Origin of the sequence: Sphingomonas astaxanthinifaciens DSM 22298 (genome assembly GCF_000711715.1) — a bacterium.
Classification (GTDB): Bacteria; Pseudomonadota; Alphaproteobacteria; order Sphingomonadales; family Sphingomonadaceae; genus Sphingomicrobium; species Sphingomicrobium astaxanthinifaciens_A.
In genome coordinates this window covers 1,711,336-1,726,425 of the sequence record NZ_JONN01000001.1, presented here as the reverse complement: position 1 = coordinate 1,726,425, position 15,090 = coordinate 1,711,336, and the positions used below count along the sequence as shown (strand labels likewise).

Sequence of the window (15,090 nt, the reverse complement as noted above, 5' to 3'; positions counted from 1 at the left end):
TCAGAAATACTCGATCGAGAAGATTTCGTCGGGCCGGTAGGTGAGGCCGAGCGCCATGCGCAGCGCGACGAGGATGATGATGATGGACAGGCTGAAACGGAGGAGATCGGGCTTGAGCCGGGTGGTCAGCCGCGCGCCATATTGCGCGCCGACCACGCCGCCGACGAGGAGCAAAGCGGCGAGCACGATGTCGACCGAGCGGGTGGTGAGCGAGTGGATCATGGTCGTGCCCGCGCTGACCGCGATGATCATGACGAGGCTGGTCCCGACCACCACGCGCGGGGCCATGCCGAGGATATAGATCATCGCCGGGACCAGCACGAAGCCGCCGCCGACGCCGAGGAGGACGGTGAGGATGCCCGCCGCGAAGCCGAGCAGCATCGGCGCCAGCGGCGAGACATAGAGGCCGCTCGCGTAGAAGCGCCAGCGCATCGGCAGGGCGGCGATGAAGCGATAATGGCGGCGGCGGGTCTCGGGCGCCGCCTTGGGCTTGATCCAGCCCAATGCCACCACCGCGTCCTTGAGCATCAGCGCGCCGATGCTGCCGAGGAGGAGGACGTAGAGGACGCCGATGAGGACATCGATCTGCCCGCTTGCCTGGGCCAGGCGGAACAGGCCGGCGCCGGCGAGGCTGCCGAACAGGCCGCCGACGATCATCACCCCGCCCATGCGGAAATCGACTCCGCCGCGCTTGGTATGGGCCATGACGCCCGAGACGCTGGCGCCGATGATCTGGGTGGTGGCCGAGGCGACCGCGACGCTCGGCGGGATTCCGTAGAAGATCAGCAGCGGGGTGGTCAGGAACCCGCCGCCCACTCCGAACAGGCCCGAGAGGATGCCGACCAGCCCGCCCAGCGCCACGATGAGCAGCGCGTTGACGCTCATGTTGGCGATGGGGAGGTAGATATCCATGGGTCGGCCCAGCGATAGCGGCTCGGGACTCGCCGCGCAAAGGCCGACGGCACCAGCTTGGCGGAGCGGCGTTCCGGCTCTAGCCCATGACCATGAACCCGCGCCTCCGCTTCGCCCCGTTCCTTGTCCTCGCCGCCTCGGGCTGCGCCACGCTGGAGCGGCCAACCGCGCCGGTCGCGGTCCCGGCGACGGCCCGGCCCGGCTTCGTCATCGCCGCCAACCCGCTGGCCGCCAAGGCGGGGATGGAGGTGCTCCAGCGCGGCGGGAGCGCGGTCGACGCGGCGGTCGCGGTGCAGGCGACGCTGGGTCTCGTCGAACCCCAGTCGAGCGGGATCGGCGGCGGCGCCTTCATGACCTATTATGACGGTCGTACCCGGACGGTGCGGGTGTATGACGGCCGCGAGACCGCCCCGGCCGGGGCCACGCCGACCATGTTCATCGGCCCCGACGGCAAGCCGCTGCCCTTTCCGGTGGCGGTGCTGAGCGGGCGCGCGACCGGCGTCCCGGGTGCCGTCCGGATGCTCGAGCTCGCCCAGCGCGAGCATGGCGCGCTGCCGTGGAACAGCCTGTTCGAGGGGAGCGCGCGGCTGGCCGAGCAGGGGTTCGTGATCAGCCCGCGGCTCGGCAAGCTGCTGGCGGGCAATTATCCCGAGCTGAGCGCGCCCGACGTGGTCAAATATTTCAGCAAGCGCGACGGGACCAGGCTTACCGCGGGCGATCTCCTCCAGAACCCGGCCTACGCCGCCTTCCTGCGCCGGCTGGCGCGGGGCGGCGCGGACGTCCTCTATCGCGGCGAGACCGCGGCGCGGATCGTCGCCAAGGTGCGCGAGGAGACCAATCCGGGCGCGATGAGCCTCGCCGACCTCGCCCGCTACCGGCCGCTCAAGCGCGAGGCTTTGTGCAAGGCCTGGCAGGGTTACGAGGCCTGCGTGCCCCCGCCGCCGTCGAGCGGGGTGGGGACGCTCGAGCTGCTGGGGCTGCTCGACCGGACCGACATCGCCAGCCGCGGGCCGAACGATCCGCAGGGCTGGTACCTGTTCGCCGAGGCCTCGCGCCTGATGTACGCCGACCGCGACCGCTATGTCGGCGATCCGGCCTTCGCCGACGTGCCGGTCGAAGGGCTGCTCGCTCCTGATTATCTCGCGCGGCGCGCGGCGTTGATCGCACCGACGGCCGGTCCGCCGCCCGCCGCGGGCACCCCCGCCGGGATCGTCACCGCCGGCCGCGACCGGACCAACGAGCCCGCCGGCACCTCGCACTTCATCGTCGGCGATTCGAACGGCAACGTCGTCAGCATGACCACCACGGTCGAGAGCATCTTCGGCTCGGGGAGGATGGTCGACGGCTTCTTCCTCAACAACCAGATGACCGACTTCAATTTCTCGCCGACCGACGAGAATGGCCGGGTCACCGCCAATGCCGTCGCGCCGGGCAAGCGGCCGCGTTCGTCGATGACCCCGCTCATTCTCCTGAACGGCGACCGCAGCTTCGCCGGCGCCTTCGGAAGTCCGGGCGGAAGCGCGATCCTCGCCTATGTCGGCAAGGCGATGATGGGCGCGGTCTTGTGGAAGCTGCCGGTGCAGCAGGCGATCGAATTGCCGAACCTCATCGCCCGCGGGGCGAACTTCAGCGGCGAGGCGTCGAAATTCCCGCCCGCGGTGCTCGCCGGTTTGAAGGCGCGCGGGGTCGAGGTGAAGCCGGGCCAGGGCGAGGACAGCGGAATCCACGCCGTGCTGATCCGGCCCGATGGCCGGTTCGATGCCGGTTTCGACCCGCGCCGCGAGGGTGTGGTGCTGATCGACGACAAAAGGACGGCGGTCGCCCGCCGGCGCTAGCCCACCGCCTCCGCGATGCTGGTCATGCCTTCGCGGCGGAGGCGTTCGGCGAGCCCTTGCGCGATGCGTCGGCCGAGGCCCGGTCCTTCGTAGACCATCGCGGTATAGACCTGGACGAGGCTCGCCCCGGCGCGGATTCGCTCCCATGCGTCCTCGGCCGAGCCGATCCCGCCGACCCCGACCAGCGGCAGCGCGCCGCCGGTCTCGGCGCGGAAGCGCTTGATCGTCGCCAGCGCGAGGGGCTTCAAGGGCGCGCCGGACAGGCCGCCGGTCTCGCCGGCATGGGCCGAGCGCAAGGGCGGGCGGCTGACGGTGGTGTTGCCGACGATCAGCGCGTCGATCCCGTGGTCGATCGCCGCTTTGACGATCTGGCGGGGTTCCTCCTCGCCTTGGTCGGGGGCGACCTTGAGGAAGACAGGCGGGCCGCCGGGCTGGCGTGCCTCGCGCACCGCCGCGAGCAGGTCGCGGAGCGCGCCTTCGTCCTGCAGCTGGCGCAGGCCCGGGGTGTTGGGCGAGCTAATGTTGATGGTGAGATAGTCGGCGACCGCCGCCATCGCCCGCACGCCGGTCGCATAATCGGCGATGCGGTCCGGGCTTTCCTTGTTCGCCCCGACATTGACCCCGAGCAGCCCCTTGCGCGCGCCCCGCAGCCGCGGCAGCGCCGCCGCCTGCCCGCAACTGTTGAAGCCGTAGCGATTGATCGCCGCGCGGTCCTCGGCGAGCCGGAACGAGCGCGGCTTCGGATTGCCGGGCTGCGGGCGCGGGGTCAGCGTGCCGACCTCGACGTGCCCCCAGCCGAGCCCAAGGAGCTGGCGGAACACCTCGGCGTCCTTGTCGTAGCCCGCCGCGAGCCCGACCGGGGTCGGAAAGTCGAGCCCCGCGAGGGACCTCCGCAGGACGGGATCGAAGCGCGGGGGATTGGCCGCGGGCAGGGCCTTCAGCGCGGCGATGCTGAGCCGGTGCGCGCGCTCGGCGTCGAGGCGGAAGACCAGGGGACGGACGAGCGGGAAGAGCGACATGGCCCTTCCGCCTAGTCGGTTGCCAGACGCGGGCCAAGCGCCTAAATGCGACCGGAACACTCCACTATGCGACTGACCCATCTTGCCGACTATGCGGTCGTGATCCTGACCGCTGCCGCCAGTAGCCCTGGCGAGGAACGCTGGTCCGCGACCGCGCTGTCGGCGCAGACGGGCGTTCCGCTGCCGACCGCGCAGAAGGTGCTCGGCAAGCTCGTCGCGGCCGGTCTCCTCCAGAGCAGTCGCGGGGTCGGTGGCGGTGTCGCCTTCGCCAAGGCGCCGCCGACCATCACGCTGGCCGACATCATCGAGGCGGTCGAGGGACCGATCGCGATGACCCAGTGCAGCGGCTCGGACGAAGCCAGCGACTGCGCCCTCGATGCGCGCTGCCGCTTGAAGCCGCACATGAACATCGTCAGCCGGACCGTGCGCGACGCGCTCGCCGGCGTGACCCTCGAACAGCTGGCGCGCGAGCACCGCATGGAAGTCGCATGAACGAAGAAACCACCATCAAGAATCGCGAGGCGCACGAGGCCGCCGAGAAGCTCGCCACCTATGAGTGGGGCTTCTCGACCGACATCCAATCGGAAAAGGCGCCCAAGGGCCTCAACGAGGACACGGTCCGCTTCATCTCGGCCAAAAAGGGCGAGCCCGAATGGCTGCTCGAGTGGCGGCTCAAGGCCTATCGCGCCTGGCTCGAGATGGAGGAGGTCGACTGGGCCAAGCTGACGATTCCGCCGATCGACTACCAGGACGCCTATTATTACGCCGAGCCCAAGCAGCGGCCGACGATCGCGTCGCTGGACGAGCTCGATCCCGAAATCCGCCGCACCTACGAGAAGCTCGGCATCCCGATCGAGGAGCAGAAGGTGCTCGCGGGCGTCGAGGGCGCGCGCAAGGTAGCGGTTGACGCGGTGTTCGACAGCGTCTCGGTCGCGACCACCTTCCGCGACGAGCTGGACCGCGCGGGCGTCATCTTCCGCTCGATCAGCGAGGCGGTGAAGGAATTCCCCGATCTCGTCCGCCAGTATCTCGGGAGCGTGGTCCCGCAGCGCGACAATTACTTCGCCTGTTTAAACAGCGCGGTCTTCTCCGACGGGACCTTCGTCTACATTCCCGAAGGCGTGCGCTGCCCGATGGAGCTGTCGACCTATTTCCGCATCAATGCCGAGAACACCGGCCAGTTCGAGCGGACGCTCATCGTCGCCGACAAGGGCAGTTACGTCAGCTACCTAGAGGGCTGCACCGCCCCGATGCGCGACGAGAACCAGCTTCACGCCGCGGTGGTCGAGATCTTCGCGCACGAGGATGCGGAGGTGAAATACTCCACCGTCCAGAACTGGTATCCGGGCAACGCCGAAGGTGTCGGCGGGATCTACAATTTCGTGACCAAGCGGGCGATGTGTTCGGGTGCGCGTTCGAAGGTTTCGTGGACGCAGGTCGAGACGGGCTCGGCGATCACCTGGAAATATCCGAGCTGCATCCTCAAGGGCGATGGCAGCGTCGGCGAATTCTATTCGGTAGCGCTGACCAACAACCGCCAGCAGGCCGACACCGGCACCAAGATGGTGCACATCGGCAAGAACACCCGCTCGACCATCGTCTCGAAGGGCATCAGCGCCGGCCGCAGCGACAATACCTATCGCGGGCTGGTGCGGGTGCTGCCGGGCGCCGAGAATGTCCGCAATTTCACCCAATGCGACAGCCTGCTCCTGGGCGACCAGTGCGGCGCGCACACCGTGCCCTACATTGAGGTCAAGAACCCGACCGCGACCATCGAGCATGAGGCGACCACGTCGAAGATCAGCGAGGACCAGCTGTTTTACGCCATGGCGCGCGGGCTCGACCAGGAAGCGGCGGTGGCGTTGATCGTCAACGGCTTCGCCCGTGAGGTGCTCAAGCAGCTGCCGATGGAATTTGCGGTGGAGGCGCAGAAGCTGCTGGGGATCAGCCTCGAGGGGAGCGTCGGGTGATCGCGCTCGCGTTCCTTGCCTCCATCTCGGACGACATCGACACGCTCGGCACGGCGGTGGCGAAGTGCGATCGGCCGGTGGTGAACGCGACCTTCTCGGCCGAGGTGGGTCGCCGCAGCGACTTCATGCGGCAGACCTTCCGCGAGCAGGAGGCGATTGTTGCCGCCCGCCGCGACCTCGCCCAGCGCCGCCTCGCACTGCGCAGCAATGGCGGCGCGCAGGCGCCCGGCCTTGCCGTGCTCGATTACGAGGGGGCGATCATCGAGGACCGCCAGCGCGCGCTCAACGACCAGCGCCTCCTCGAGAACCTTCGGCAGGAGTCGATGGACCAGCTCCGCCGCCTCTTCCTCCAGAATTGCGCACCCGGAAAGAATTGATGCTGCAGATTACCGACCTTCACGCGACCGTCGCCGACAAGCTGATCCTGAACGGCCTGTCGCTCACCGTGCCCGCCGGCGAGGTGCATGCGATCATGGGTCCCAATGGCGCGGGCAAGTCGACGCTCGCCTATGTGCTTGGCGGACGACCGGGCTATGAGGTGACCGGCGGGTCGGTCAGCCTCGATGGGCAGGATCTGCTGGCGATGGAGCCGCACGAGCGCGCCGCCGTGGGCCTGTTCCTCGGCTTCCAGTATCCGGTCGAGATCCCCGGGGTCTCCTCGATGCAGTTCATCCGCGAGAGCCTGAACGCCCAGCGCCGGGCGCGCGGCGAGCAGGAGCTCAGCGGCGCCGAGTTCATCCGGCTGGCCAAGGCCGAAGCGGCCGAGCTCGGGATGGACGTCGAGATGCTCAAGCGGCCGGTCAACGTCGGTTTTTCGGGCGGCGAGAAGAAGCGCGCCGAGATGGTCCAGATGGGCATCATGCGGCCGAAGTTCGCCGTCCTCGACGAGACCGACAGCGGTCTCGACATCGATGCGCTCCGGATCGTCGGCGCGGGCATCAACCGGATCATGCGCGCCCCCGACAAGGGCGTGCTGCTGATCACCCACTATCAGCGCCTGCTCGACGTCGTGCAGCCGGACATGGTCCACGTCCTCGCCGGTGGCCGGATCATCCGCTCGGGCGGCCCAGAGCTCGCCCACGAACTCGAGCGCGAGGGCTACGCGGAAGTCGCATGAGCGCGCTCGCCACCCTTCCGACCCGCAAGGACGAGGCCTATCGCTACGCCGACCTCGCCGCGCTCGACCGCGTCTGGCCGACGCTCGCGCCGCCGCGCGAGATCGTCATCAAGGCGGGTGAACGCCACGCGCATGTGCTGGTCGCCGGCGCCGAACCGGTCGAGATCCACCGTGCGACCGTGACCGTCGAGGCCGGTGCGTCACTCGCGCTGTTCGCGCTCAACGGCTGCACCGACTACGGCCGGATCGAGGTCGACGTGACCGTGCGCGAGGGCGGGCATTTCGCGCTCCATGCGGCGAACATCGCGGGCGGGTCGGCGACGCAGGAGATCGTCACCACCGTCCGCCATGTCGAGCCCGAGGGCACGTCGCACCAGACCGTGCGCAGCGTGCTGGGCGGCAAGGCGACCGGCTCCTACCTCGGCAAGGTCGCGGTCGCGCGTCACGCGCAGAAGGTCGATGGCGAGCAGTCGGTGAAGGCCATGCTCCTCGACCGCGGCGCGACGGCCAATTGCAAGCCCGAGCTCGAAATCTACGCCGATGACGTGAAGTGCGCGCATGGCGCGAGCGTCGGCGAGCTCGATGCCGATCAGCTCTTCTATGCCTTGTCGCGCGGCCTCGACCCGGCGAGCGCCAAGGCGCTGCTGCTCGAGGGCTTCGTCATGCAATTGTGGGACGAGGCACCCGCGGACCGGCGCGAGGAACTGGTCGCCGAGACGCGCCGGCTGCTGCGGAGCGTGGCGGGGTGAACGTCCAGTCGCCCCTGACCGCCGCGCCTGACGTGCGTGACCAGTTCCCGGCGATCGTCGGCTGGCATTATCTCGACAGCGCGGTCTCGGCGCAGAAGCCAAGGCAAGTGATCGACGCGATCACCAATGCCTATGCGCGCGATTATGCGAGCGTGCATCGCGGGGTCTATCAGCGCTCGGCGGACATGACGCTGGCCTATGAGGCGGCGCGGGCGCGGGCGGCCGAATATATCGGCGGCTCGGCGGAGGAGACGATCTTCACCCGGGGCGCGACCGAGGCGATCAATCTCGTCGCGCAGGTATTGCCCAAGGAGGGCCGGGGCCGCGTTCTCCTGTCGGCGCTCGAACATCATTCGAACATCGTGCCATGGCAGCTCGCGGGCTATGAGATCGACGTCGTCCCGCTGACCGCGGACGGACGGATCGATCTCGACGCCGCCGAGCGGATGATCAGCGAGGACCATCGCGTCGTCGCCTTCGCCCATGTCTCGAACGTGCTGGGTTCGGTGCTCGACGCCAGGCGCGCGGCCGAGATCGCCCATTCCAGAGGCGCGCTGCTGCTGCTCGACGGTTGCCAGGCGGCGCCTCGGCTGGCGGTCGATGTCGAAGGCATCGGCGCCGATTTCTACACTTATTCGGGGCACAAGCTCTACGGCCCGACCGGGATCGGCGTGCTGTGGGGCAGGAAGGCGCTGCTCGAGGCCATGCCGCCCTACCAGGGCGGCGGGGCGATGATCGACCGGGTGACGTTCGCGCGCACGACATTCATGCCCCCGCCGCAGCGCTTCGAGGCGGGAACGCCGCACATCGTCGGCGGGATCGGGCTCGCGGCCGCGATCGACTGGGTCGAGGAGATCGGGGTCGAGCGGATCCACGCTCATGAAGCGGCGCTGGTCGCCGAAACCCGCGCGCGGCTGCGCGAGCTTGGTTTCGTGACGCTCTACGGCCCCGAGGAAAGCGCCGGGATCGTCAGTTTCACGGTCGATGGGGTGCATCCGCACGATGTCGGCACCATATTGGACGATGCCGGGGTGGCGATCCGGGCCGGGCACCATTGCGCCCAGACGCTGATGGACCTGCTCGGGGTGCCCGCGACCTGCCGGGCGAGCTTCGCCGCGCATAGCGACGCAAGCGATCTGGATGCCCTCGTCGAGGGCCTGCACAAGGTGAAACGGATCTTCGGATGAACGAGGAACGCAAGATCGAGGTCAAGGAAGTGGCGAGCGTCGCGCCGCCCCCCAAGGCGCGTGTCGAAAGCGCGGGCGAAACGTTCGAGCGCAAGCGCGACTATCTCGCAGGCTTCCTCGCCGAGACTCCGGCCGAGGCGCCCAAGGGCGGTGCCGGCGGCGATCTCCAGGCGGCGATCGTCGAGACGCTGAAGACCATCTACGACCCGGAAATCCCGGTCGACATCTACGAGCTCGGCTTGATCTACGACGTCAGCGTCACCGACGACGGCGATGCGACGGTGCTGATGACGCTCACCACGCCGCATTGCCCGGTCGCCGAATCGATGCCGGGCGAGGTCGAGATCCGGGTCCTGTCGGTGCCCGGCGTCCGCGACGCCGAGGTCAAGCTCGTCTGGGATCCGCCGTGGGACCCGTCGAAGATGAGCGACGAGGCCAGGCTCGAACTGGGAATGCTCTAATGGCTACGACGCTTCGGCCGCGCCCCGCCGCGATCACGCTCACCCCGGCCGCCGAGCAACGCGTCGCCGACCTCATGGCCAAGGCGCCCGAGGGTGCGATCGGGGTCAAGCTGTCGACTCCGCGCCGCGGCTGCTCGGGCCTCGCTTATTCGGTCGATTACGTGACGAGCGAGGACAAGTTCGACGAGAAGATCGAAACGCCCGGCGGGACCTTCTATGTCGACGGCGGCTCGATCCTCTATCTGATCGGCTCGGTGATGGACTGGCGCGAGGACGACTTCACCGCCGGCTTCGTGTTCGAGAATCCCAACGCCAAGGGCAGCTGCGGCTGCGGGGAAAGCTTCACGGTCTGAGACCGTCGGCAAGGATCGTCGCGGGCGCGCCGAAGGTGCCGAAGACCGTGACGGGCGCCGATACTGCCGCCTCCCTTGAAGCGCTGCCGCGGCCGGCGAAGCCGATGACCGCCGCGCTCGTCCAGGCGGGCAAGGCGACCAGCAGCGCGGCGGCGAGGAAGTTGCGGTTCATCGGATCACTCCTTGGGCGAGGGCGAGAAGATGGCCTCGATCGGCAACGCGAAGATTTCGGCGATCCGGAAGGCGAGCGGGAGCGAGGGGTCGTAGCGGCCGGTCTCGATCGCGTTGACGCTCTGGCGCGAGACGCCGAGCCGGTCTGCGAGGTCTTGCTGGTTCCAGTCGCGCTGGGCGCGCAGGACCTTGAGCTGGTTCAGCATGCCGCGTCGCCCTGGACGAGGCGAGCGATGCCAAGCCCGACCGCCCACACCGGGAAGGCCACCCAGGCGTCGACCCGCGGCGCGACATCGAAGGCGTTGAGGAAACCGTAGAGCGTCGCGGCGGTGAGCAGGACGCCGGTGGCGATCAGCGACTGCTCGACAAAGCGGCTGCGGAGATACTCGTCGTCCTCCTCGCGCAGAAGCAGCGCCATCGCCCGGATCATGAAGATGACCGGGAGCGCGGCGGTGAACGCGAGCATGACCCGGATCACCTCGCCCGGGGCGGTGGTTCGGGCGATCCAGATCGCGGCGAAGAACAGGGCGACATAGGCGAGGCTGGCGACCAAGATGCGGCGCGAATAGCGGTCCATCGCCGCCGACAGGTTGCCGCGCGCGGCCATCGAGCGGCGCTGGGCCCGGGCCATCGGAATGATGAGCAGGAAGGAGCCGAGAAGTAGCAGCCAGAAGACTGGGCCCTCGATCAGCCCCGAGACCTTGAGCGCCCCGGTGCCGAAGATCGCGCCGAGGAAAACGGCGACCCACCTGCGGCTACTCGTGGAGGGGGTGGCGGCGATTTCGGACATAGCAAGCTTCCTTTGCATTAAGTAAAGGCAGCTTTACATCTTCACGGCGGGGTATGTCAAGGAAGCTTTCCATCATCTTCGATGGTGCGGTTGGGACCTGGGTGATACACTCGGCGCAGGAGGACAGGTCGATGCACCCCATCGTCATTCTCGCCGCATTCGCGTTGCCGGGAGCTGCTCCATCACCCGCAGTGCAGCTTGCCGCGCCCATGCCTCAGAACGATCCTTTCGCCGTGGCGCGCGGCTGTCCCGAAACGCCGATGAGCCTGGCCCGCAAGCGGGGCGCGAAGCCTGAGGCGCAGCGGCTCGGTGAGCTTCCGCCGGCACAAACCTTCATGGCGGTCGATCGCCGGGTCGACGGCTGCGCCGCGCCCATGCTGATGCGCGAGGCTCGGCGCTGATCAAGTGAGGACGGGGCAACCGCCCCGAGTGCGCGTGTCTCGTTCACCGAAGGGAACTGACCGATGCCACGCATGCTCCAGATGGCGTTCGCGCTCGTCGCCTATGCGATCTTCTTCGCGACCTTCCTCTATCTCATCGCCTTTCTCGGCAATCTGCCGGTGGTTCCAGTCACGATCGACCGGGGCCCGGACGCCTCGCTGGCGACCGCGCTCCTCGTCAATCTCGGGCTGATCGCCCTGTTCGGCCTCCAGCACAGCGCGATGGCGCGGCAGGGCTTCAAGCGGGCCTGGACGCGGCTGGTCCCGGCTGCCGCCGAGCGCAGCGTCTACGTCCTCGCCTCGAGCATCGCGCTCTTGATCCTGTTCTGGGGCTGGCGGCCGATGACCGCGACGATCTGGGAGGTGACCAATCCGCTGCTCGCCGGCCTCCTGTGGGCGCTGTTCGCGGCGGGTTGGGGAATCGTGCTGCTGAGCACCTTCCTCATCAACCACTTCGAACTGTTCGGCCTCCAGCAGGCGTGGTTTGCGCTCCGCGAGCGGGCCGCCGCCGCGCCGCAACTGCGCCAGCCATTGTTCTACAAGCTGGTCCGCCATCCGCTCTACAGCGGCTTCTTCCTCGCCTTCTGGGCGACCCCGCACATGACCGCGGGCCACCTCCTGTTCGCGGCGGGCATGTCGGTCTGGACGCTGCTGGCGATCCGGGCCGAGGAGAAGGATCTGATCGCCTTGTTCGGCCACGACTACGAGGCCTATCGCGCCCGCGTGGGGATGCTCGTGCCCGGCATCGGGCGCAGCGCCGGCAAGGGGCCCGAACCGCTGGCGCCGGCCGAATAGCGACGGGGGTGCACAGGGCGCGGCTCACCCGCTAAGGGGCGAGCCATGTCCAAGATGTTCCGAATCTCGCTTCCCGATGGCTCCGTTCGGGAGATGCCGGAAGGATCGACCCCGGCCGACGTCGCCGCGGCGATCGGTCCCGGCCTTGCCAAGGCCGCGCTCGCGGCCCGGGTCAATGGCGAAGTGCGCGACATCATGCGGCCCTTCGAGGAGGATGCCGAGCTCGCGCTGATCACCGCGCGCGACGAGAAGGACGCGCTCGAACTGGTCCGGCACGACTTCGCCCACGTCCTCGCCGAGGCGGTGCAGAAGCTCTATCCCGGCACGCAGATCACCTTCGGCCCGGCGACCGACGACGGCTTCTACTATGACTTCGCGCCGGCGCCCGGCCGCGGTCCCTTCACCGAGGAGGATTTGCCCGCGATCGAGGAGGCGATGCGCAAGGTGATCGCGGCCGACGAGCCGCTGATCCGCGAAGTGTGGAGCCGCGAGGACGTGCGCGCCTTCTTCGAGCGCACCGGCGAGACCTTCAAGGCGCAGTGGGTGATGGAGCTCCCCGCCGACCAGACGATCACCATGTATCGGTCTGGGCGCGGCGACGATGCCTGGATGGACCTCTGCCGGGGTCCGCACCTCGCCTCGACCGGCAAGCTCGATCCGCAGGCCTTCAAGCTGACCCGCGTGTCGGGGGCTTACTGGCGCGGCGACCCCAAGAACCCGATGCTCTCGCGCATCTACGGGACGGCCTGGCTCAACAAGAAGCAGCTCGCCGAGCATCTGACCCGGCTCGAGGAAGCGGCCAAGCGCGACCATCGCCGCCTCGCCAAGGAGATGGACCTGTTCCACCTCCAGGAAGAAGCGCACGGGTCGATCTTCTGGCATCCCAACGGCTTCAAGATCTGGCGCGAGCTCGAAGCCTATATGCGCCGCAAGATCGACGCGGCCGGATATCGCGAGATCAAGACCCCGCAGGTGATGGACGCGCGCCAGTGGGAGCAGTCGGGCCACTGGGGCAAGTATCGCGAGAACATGTTCGTCATTCCCGACGAGGTGCCCAATGTCGACGACGTCGGGCCGCTGGTCTCCGACGACGCCCGCTGGATGGCCCTGAAGCCGATGAACTGCCCGGCGCACGTGCTGGTCTTCCGGCAGGGCATCAAGAGCTATCGCGACCTGCCGCTGCGGCTGTTCGAGCATGGCTGCTGCCATCGCAACGAGCCGCATGGCGCGCTCCACGGCCTGATGCGCGTGCGCCAGTTCACGCAGGACGACGCGCACATCTTCTGCACCGAGGACCAGGTGGTGGAGGAAGTGAAGGCCTTCTGTGCGCTGGCCGACGGCATCTACCGCGACTTCGGCTTCACCTATTCGATCAAGCTCGCGCTTCGCCCCGACAAAAGGTTCGGCTCGGACGCCGACTGGGACAAGGCCGAGGGCGAGCTGCGCAACGCGGTGGTCGAAGCCGGGCTCGCGACCCCCGCATATGGCTGGGAAGAGCTTCCGGGCGAGGGGGCCTTCTACGCGCCCAAGCTCGAATGGCACCTGACCGACGCGATCGGGCGGACCTGGCAGGTCGGCACCATCCAGTCGGACCGCGTACTTCCCGAGCGGCTCGACGCGACCTTCGTCGGCGAGGATGGCGAGCGCCATCGCCCGGTGATGCTGCACCGCGCCATCTTCGGCAGCTACGAGCGCTTCATCGGCATCCTGATCGAGCATTATGCCGGCCGCTTCCCGGTCTGGCTCGCGCCGACGCAGGCGGTGGTCGCGACCATCGTCTCGGACGCCGACGGCTATGCCAATGAGGTGGCGGCCAAGCTCGGCGCGGCGGGCTTCCGGGTCGAGGCCGACACCCGCAACGAGAAGATCAACTACAAGGTGCGCGAGCACAGTCTCGCCAAGGTCCCGCTGCTGCTGGTGGTCGGCAAGCGCGAGGCCGAGGAAGGGACCGTCGCCGTGCGCCGGCTGGGATCGGACGAACATCAGAAGGTGCTCACCCTCGACGAGGCGGTCGCCCTGCTCCGCGCCGAAGCGGTGGCGCCCGATTTGCGTCCGAATTGAACACGTCTTCGCTTCGATCAAAGCTGATCTGAGTTAAGATCCCGCGGCAAGCCGGGGGACGACTCATGACTGCCGCACCGACACTCGCAGTGCCCCGTTTCGGTCGGGTGGAGCCGGCCTTGCCAGGCGGGCGCGCGGCCCTCCTTGCCGAGGTCAGCCTGCGCCTGGTGCGGGGCGACGATCCCGACCGGGCGGTGCTTCCAGCGGTCTATGACGACCTCGATTCCGCCGGAATCATCGACGGGATGGTGGCGTTCGTCGCCTCCCCGGCCGACGAGGTCCTTCACCTCGCCACGCTCCGCGGGTTCGACGAGGCCATGGCCCTGCGCTGTGCACGCCTGGACTTCGGACAGGCGATCTGCGGCCTCGTGGCCCGCCTGCGCGCGCCGCTGCACGTCACCGACATCCAGCGCTCGCTCGATCCGCGCGCGGACCTGGTGCGCAGCGCGGGGGTCAATGCCTATGCCTCGCAGCCGCTGTTGGCCGACGACCGGCTGCTCGGCACCCTCTCCTTCGCCAGCCGAACCCGCCGCAGCTTCACCAGCGACCAGCTGGCCCTGTTCCGGGACATTGCCCGGCTCGTCGCCGCCGCCCGCGCCCGCCGCTCGGCCGGGGGTCAGGATTGCGGCCGCGCGGCCTGGCTCGCGCTCTGATCCGAGTCGCCGGCGCCGCCGTCAGCGCCGCTCGGCGACCGCGTCGAAATAATGGTGCATGGTGGTGAGCCTTTGGTCGTCGCGGGCCCGGATCGCGGCCCGCGCGGCCTCGGCCTCCTCGCCCAGCCGGACCAGCCGCTCGAGCGTCGGTGCGGCATAGTCGCAGCGCTCGTCGGGGCGGGCCGACCGGCAGCGCTCGAGGCAGGTGTCGATGAGTTCGGGGACGCGCTTCTCGCAGCTGATCATGAGCTGCGCTTCCTCGGGAGTGAGCGCGGCCGACCCGCGCTCGGCGAGCAGTGCGCGGATCCGTTCGCGCGCGACCCGCGCCTGCTCTCGCTGGCGGCGATCGAGATGGCCGGCCAGCCGCGCCCAGCGCGGATCGGGGATGGCGCTCCCCCAGGATTGTCCGCCCCAGGCCCCCTGGCCGGTGAAGCCGCCGGCGAAGGAGCGCAGGTTGCGCATCATCCGCCGCGCCATGCGGACGCCCAGCCAGACCATGGCTAGGGCCATGAGGAAGAAGACCAGCAGGATCGCGCCAAGGACTTCGAGCATCGTACGTTTCACTCCCTGCCCGCAT

At 68.7% G+C, this 15,090-nt stretch carries 19 protein-coding genes; 13 read left to right on the top strand and 6 right to left on the bottom strand.

The features are described from left to right. Entirely contained in the window at positions 1–912 is a 912-nt protein-coding gene (locus tag BS69_RS0108925) for a sulfite exporter TauE/SafE family protein (RefSeq protein WP_029941606.1), read from the bottom strand. A 92-nt stretch (positions 913–1,004) separates the two neighbouring features. Here BS69_RS0108925 and ggt point away from each other — a divergent pair, with 92 nt between their 5' ends. Continuing rightward, positions 1,005–2,747 carry a gamma-glutamyltransferase gene (ggt, locus tag BS69_RS0108920; protein ID WP_245605132.1) on the top strand — a complete coding sequence of 581 codons (1,743 nt, stop codon included), beginning with the start codon at positions 1,005–1,007 and terminating at the stop codon, positions 2,745–2,747. Here ggt and BS69_RS0108915 read toward each other — a convergent pair. Further along, positions 2,744–3,766: a quinone-dependent dihydroorotate dehydrogenase gene (locus tag BS69_RS0108915; RefSeq protein WP_029941604.1), complete on the bottom strand. Its 1,023-nt coding sequence runs from the start codon at positions 3,764–3,766 to the stop codon at positions 2,744–2,746. The genes ggt and BS69_RS0108915 overlap by 4 nt on opposite strands. A 66-nt stretch (positions 3,767–3,832) precedes the next feature. Here BS69_RS0108915 and BS69_RS0108910 point away from each other — a divergent pair, with 66 nt between their 5' ends. From BS69_RS0108910 to BS69_RS0108875, 8 genes are read left to right on the top strand one after another with little or no spacing between them, the layout of a single operon-like run. Beyond that, complete coding sequence (locus tag BS69_RS0108910) at positions 3,833–4,258, top strand: SUF system Fe-S cluster assembly regulator (RefSeq protein WP_029941603.1); 426 nt, start codon at positions 3,833–3,835, stop codon at positions 4,256–4,258. After that, positions 4,255–5,736: a Fe-S cluster assembly protein SufB gene (gene sufB, locus BS69_RS0108905; protein WP_029941602.1), complete on the top strand. Its 1,482-nt coding sequence runs from the start codon at positions 4,255–4,257 to the stop codon at positions 5,734–5,736. Before BS69_RS0108910 ends, sufB begins: the two co-directional genes overlap by 4 nt. Continuing rightward, complete coding sequence (locus BS69_RS0108900) at positions 5,733–6,113, top strand: hypothetical protein (RefSeq protein WP_029941601.1); 381 nt, start codon at positions 5,733–5,735, stop codon at positions 6,111–6,113. Before sufB ends, BS69_RS0108900 begins: the two co-directional genes overlap by 4 nt. Beyond that, on the top strand, positions 6,113–6,853 hold the full coding sequence (gene sufC, locus BS69_RS0108895; RefSeq protein ID WP_029941600.1) for a Fe-S cluster assembly ATPase SufC: 741 nt from the start codon (positions 6,113–6,115) through the stop codon (positions 6,851–6,853). Before BS69_RS0108900 ends, sufC begins: the two co-directional genes overlap by 1 nt. Next, the gene (locus BS69_RS0108890) at positions 6,850–7,602 is read left to right on the top strand and encodes a SufD family Fe-S cluster assembly protein (RefSeq protein WP_037504448.1); all 753 of its coding nucleotides are present in this window, start codon (positions 6,850–6,852) and stop codon (positions 7,600–7,602) included. Before sufC ends, BS69_RS0108890 begins: the two co-directional genes overlap by 4 nt. Further along, a complete protein-coding gene (locus tag BS69_RS0108885; protein WP_245605131.1) occupies positions 7,599–8,789 on the top strand; it encodes an aminotransferase class V-fold PLP-dependent enzyme in 1,191 nt (396 codons plus the stop codon). Before BS69_RS0108890 ends, BS69_RS0108885 begins: the two co-directional genes overlap by 4 nt. Further along, the gene (locus BS69_RS0108880) at positions 8,786–9,250 is read left to right on the top strand and encodes an SUF system Fe-S cluster assembly protein (RefSeq protein ID WP_029941597.1); all 465 of its coding nucleotides are present in this window, start codon (positions 8,786–8,788) and stop codon (positions 9,248–9,250) included. The genes BS69_RS0108885 and BS69_RS0108880 overlap by 4 nt, the downstream gene beginning before the upstream one ends. Beyond that, on the top strand, positions 9,250–9,603 hold the full coding sequence (locus BS69_RS0108875; protein ID WP_029941596.1) for a HesB/IscA family protein: 354 nt from the start codon (positions 9,250–9,252) through the stop codon (positions 9,601–9,603). Before BS69_RS0108880 ends, BS69_RS0108875 begins: the two co-directional genes overlap by 1 nt. Here the strand turns inward: BS69_RS0108875 and BS69_RS0108870 are convergent. Genes BS69_RS0108870 through BS69_RS0108860 form a run of 3 tightly spaced genes read right to left on the bottom strand, consistent with a single transcriptional unit; the run spans position 9,593 to position 10,564 of the window. After that, entirely contained in the window at positions 9,593–9,775 is a 183-nt protein-coding gene (locus BS69_RS0108870) for a hypothetical protein (RefSeq protein WP_029941595.1), read from the bottom strand. The genes BS69_RS0108875 and BS69_RS0108870 overlap by 11 nt on opposite strands. Before the next feature lie 4 nt (positions 9,776–9,779). Then, entirely contained in the window at positions 9,780–9,980 is a 201-nt protein-coding gene (locus tag BS69_RS0108865; RefSeq protein WP_029941594.1) for a helix-turn-helix transcriptional regulator, read from the bottom strand. After that, positions 9,974–10,564: a hypothetical protein gene (locus BS69_RS0108860; RefSeq protein WP_051676655.1), complete on the bottom strand. Its 591-nt coding sequence runs from the start codon at positions 10,562–10,564 to the stop codon at positions 9,974–9,976. The genes BS69_RS0108865 and BS69_RS0108860 overlap by 7 nt, the downstream gene beginning before the upstream one ends. 131 nt (positions 10,565–10,695) lie before the next feature. Between BS69_RS0108860 and BS69_RS0108855 the strand changes: the two genes are divergently transcribed. From BS69_RS0108855 to BS69_RS0108840, 4 genes are all read left to right on the top strand, one after another. After that, positions 10,696–10,965: a hypothetical protein gene (locus BS69_RS0108855; protein ID WP_156956978.1), complete on the top strand. Its 270-nt coding sequence runs from the start codon at positions 10,696–10,698 to the stop codon at positions 10,963–10,965. Between the two features lie 63 nt (positions 10,966–11,028). Further along, positions 11,029–11,799 (top strand): methanethiol S-methyltransferase, encoded by a 771-nt coding sequence (mddA, locus tag BS69_RS0108850; protein ID WP_051676654.1) that lies wholly within the window; start codon positions 11,029–11,031, stop codon positions 11,797–11,799. 45 nt (positions 11,800–11,844) lie between these two features. Then, a complete protein-coding gene (gene thrS, locus BS69_RS0108845; RefSeq protein ID WP_029941590.1) occupies positions 11,845–13,860 on the top strand; it encodes a threonine--tRNA ligase in 2,016 nt (671 codons plus the stop codon). A gap of 119 nt (positions 13,861–13,979) precedes the next feature. Next, entirely contained in the window at positions 13,980–14,513 is a 534-nt protein-coding gene (locus tag BS69_RS0108840) for a GAF domain-containing protein (RefSeq protein ID WP_169738079.1), read from the top strand. A gap of 21 nt (positions 14,514–14,534) precedes the next feature. Here the strand turns inward: BS69_RS0108840 and BS69_RS0108835 are convergent, their stop codons facing one another. Next, positions 14,535–15,065, bottom strand: coding sequence for a hypothetical protein (locus tag BS69_RS0108835; protein ID WP_029941588.1), 531 nt, complete (start codon positions 15,063–15,065; stop codon positions 14,535–14,537). Between the last annotated feature and the right edge of the window lie 25 nt (positions 15,066–15,090).